The sequence below is a fragment of the Caballeronia sp. GAWG2-1 genome, from assembly GCF_023631405.1.
Taxonomy (GTDB): Bacteria; Pseudomonadota; Gammaproteobacteria; order Burkholderiales; family Burkholderiaceae; genus Caballeronia.
Genome location: NZ_JALQDD010000056.1, coordinates 1 through 2,759 on the forward strand (window position 1 = coordinate 1; position 2,759 = coordinate 2,759).

3 protein-coding genes are annotated in these 2,759 nt (G+C 60.2%); all 3 read right to left on the reverse strand.

Features of this window, described 5'->3' with window-relative positions; translation table 11 throughout:
* On the reverse strand, positions 1-464 hold a 464-nt coding region (locus tag NCR98_RS33145), incomplete at its 3' end, for an Hcp family type VI secretion system effector (RefSeq protein ID WP_250470245.1).
* Between the two features lie 217 nt (positions 465-681).
* Positions 682-2,106, reverse strand: coding sequence for a type VI secretion system contractile sheath large subunit (tssC, locus tag NCR98_RS33150; RefSeq protein WP_250511776.1), 1,425 nt, complete (start codon positions 2,104-2,106; stop codon positions 682-684).
* 102 nt (positions 2,107-2,208) lie between these two features.
* Positions 2,209-2,703 (reverse strand): type VI secretion system contractile sheath small subunit, encoded by a 495-nt coding sequence (gene tssB, locus NCR98_RS33155; RefSeq protein ID WP_244831862.1) that lies wholly within the window; start codon positions 2,701-2,703, stop codon positions 2,209-2,211.
* Positions 2,704-2,759 lie beyond the last annotated feature (56 nt).

The window sequence follows — 2,759 nt, forward strand, 5'->3', positions numbered from 1 at the left end:
TCTTCGGCTTCGATGCCGTCCGGCTCGTAGGTCCACGTGATCTTTTCGTAGGTGAACGCGAGATCTTCCATGTGACCCATCTGTTTGTTGTTCGGGTCGAGGCAGTTCGGCGTCCAGGACTGCATGTGCGTGAGGATCGCGTTCTCGAGTTTGGCGGTGTAGTACTTCTCTTCCGTGCCCTTCGGCGAAATGCGATAGAACTCCAGCGTCACGGTCTTCATCTGCTCGCCGGAGGTGAGCGCCTGATAGAGCTTCGGGCTGGACTTGTCGATTTCCTTGGTCACCGACATCGCGCCATGCACGCGCTTGCCCGTGGGCAGACCCGTTTGCGGGCTCTTCGGGATCTCGATGGTGTGATCCACGGCCTGCACGAGGATCTTGCCTTCGTGGCCCTGAACCTTCGTGGAGCCTTCGATCTTTCCTTGATTCTGACCTTCGAGGGTCAGGTAGCATGGCATCGGCATGGTGGCCTCCAGTTGCCGTTATGGTTTGTCCGCGTGTCGCTTCTTGACTTGATGCATCGACTCGATGCGCCCATTTACGTGTAGGTGTCGGAGCGCATGAACACAGTGTGAGCGCGGGCGGTTACCGCCTCGTTGCAGGTGACCGCCCGCGTGTTACGGATGAAACCTGGCCGAAGCGCCGCTTATGTTCGCGGCTGCCTCGAACCCGATGCGCGCATCAGGCAGTTTCCAGCTTGCCGACGAGCGACAGCGTGAACGACGCGCCCATGTACTTGAAGTGCGGACGCACCTTCATGTCGACCTTGTACCAGCCCGGTTCGCCTTCCACGTCGAGCACGTTGATTTCGGCCTGACGCAACGGGCGGCGGCTGCGCACGCCCGGACTCGGGTTGTCCATGTCGGCGACGTACTGGCGAATCCAGTTGTTGAGTTCCTTCTCCAGATCGCCGCGCTCCTTCCACGTGCCGATGTTCTCGCGCTGCATCACCTTGATGTAGTGCGCCATGCGGCTCATGACGAACATGTACGGCAATTGCGTGCTGAGCTTGTAATTGAGCTCGGCTTCCTTGCCTTCTTTCGACTGGCCGAAGAACTTCGGTTTCTGCGCCGAGTTGGCGGAGAAGAACGCGGCGTTGTCGCTGTCCTTGCGCATGGTGAGCGCCATGAAACCTTGCTCGGCCAGCTCGAACTCGCGTCGTTCGGAAATCAGGATTTCGGTCGGAATCTTGTTCTGGATCTCGCCCATGGATTCGAACGAATACACCGGCAAGTCCTGCACCGTGCCGCCGCCTTGCGGGCCGATCACGTTGGCGCACCAGCGGTAGTCCGCGAAGCTTTCGGTGAGACGCGTGGCAAACGCGAAGGCCGCGTTGCCCCACAGGAACTGGTCGTTACCGCTCGACACGTCTTCCTTGTAGTTGAATTTCTTCGAAGGCGCCGTTTCCGGGCCATACGGCACGCGCAAGAGGAAATGCGGCGCGGTCAGGCCCACGTAGCGCGCATCTTCGCTTTCGCGGAAGGCGTTCCACTTGACGTACTTCGGACCTTCGAAGATGGACGACAGATCTTTCAGGTTCGGCAACTGATCGAACGAGTCGATGCCGAAGAAATCCGCGCCGGCGGCGGCGACGAAAGGCGTGTGACCCATCGCGGCGACGCTTGCCGAATATTGCAGCAGCTTGACATCGGGCGCGCTTGCATTGAACTCGTAGTTAGCGATGATCGCGCCGAACGGCTGGCCGCCGAACTGGCCGTATTCGGCCGTATAGACGTTCTTGTACAGCCCTGACTTGGTGATCTCGGGCGCGTCCTGGAAGTCGTCGAGCAGCTTCTGCTTGCTCACGCTCATCAACTGAATCTTGATGTTCTCGCGGAAGTTGGTGCGGTCCACGAGGAACTTGAGCGAGCGCCACGACGACTCCAGCTTCTGGAAGTCATCGTGATGCAGGATGGCATCGACCTGCGCGCACAGCTTGCGGTCGAGGCTCGCGATCATGTCGTCGACGGTCGCGGCGGTGACACGCTCCACCGAACGCTGCGGTTCGAGCAGTTGCGCGACGAACGCCTGAATACCCTGGCGCGTGATCGAGTACGCTTCGTCGCCCGGCTTGATGCGGGCCGACTCCACCAGTTGATCGAGCAGCGAGACTTCGCCCGCCGCGGCCTCTGCCGGCGCCGCTGCGCCGGATTGCTGTTGTTCGTCGCTCAATTCAATCTCCTTCATCTACGAAGTGCTGGTTCCGCGTTACTTGTCTTGTGCGCCGAGTTCGCCGAGCAGCCGCGCGCGCACGCCTTCGTCCTGGATCAGCTCTTGCAGACGCTTGCGGAAGTCGGGCAGATTGCCGATCGGGCTTTTCAGCGCCTTCAGGGCGTCGCGCAGTTCGAGCATCTGACGCAGCTCGGGAATGCGCTCCGCGAGCGCATCGGGCGTGAAGTCGTTGATCGAGTCGAACTTCAGGTCGAGCGAGAGCACGTCGTCGGGACCGGCTTTCTCGTCGAGCTTGTTCGGCACCGAGAGTTGCAGGCCGAGCTTTTGGCCTTTCAGCACTTCGTTGAAGTTGTCCTTGTCGACGTTGATCGGCTTCATGTCTTCGATCGGTACGTCGTCCTGACGCAACGTGAAGTCGCCGAGCACGAGCAACTTGAGCGGCAGTTCCACTTCTGCCTGCGCGTCTCCCGTGGCCGGGCGATAGACGATATTGACGCGTTCCTTCGGAGCAACCGAACCATCATTTGCCATTTCCATCTCCAGATTCACGGCGCCGCGCTGGCAGTGCGGACATCGATGAAAACGCG

Excerpts from the sequence above, each read along its gene's own strand:
- tssB (WP_244831862.1), bottom strand. The coding sequence starts at position 2,703 with ATGGCAAATGATGGTTCGGTTGCTCCGAAGGAACGCGTCAATATCGTC.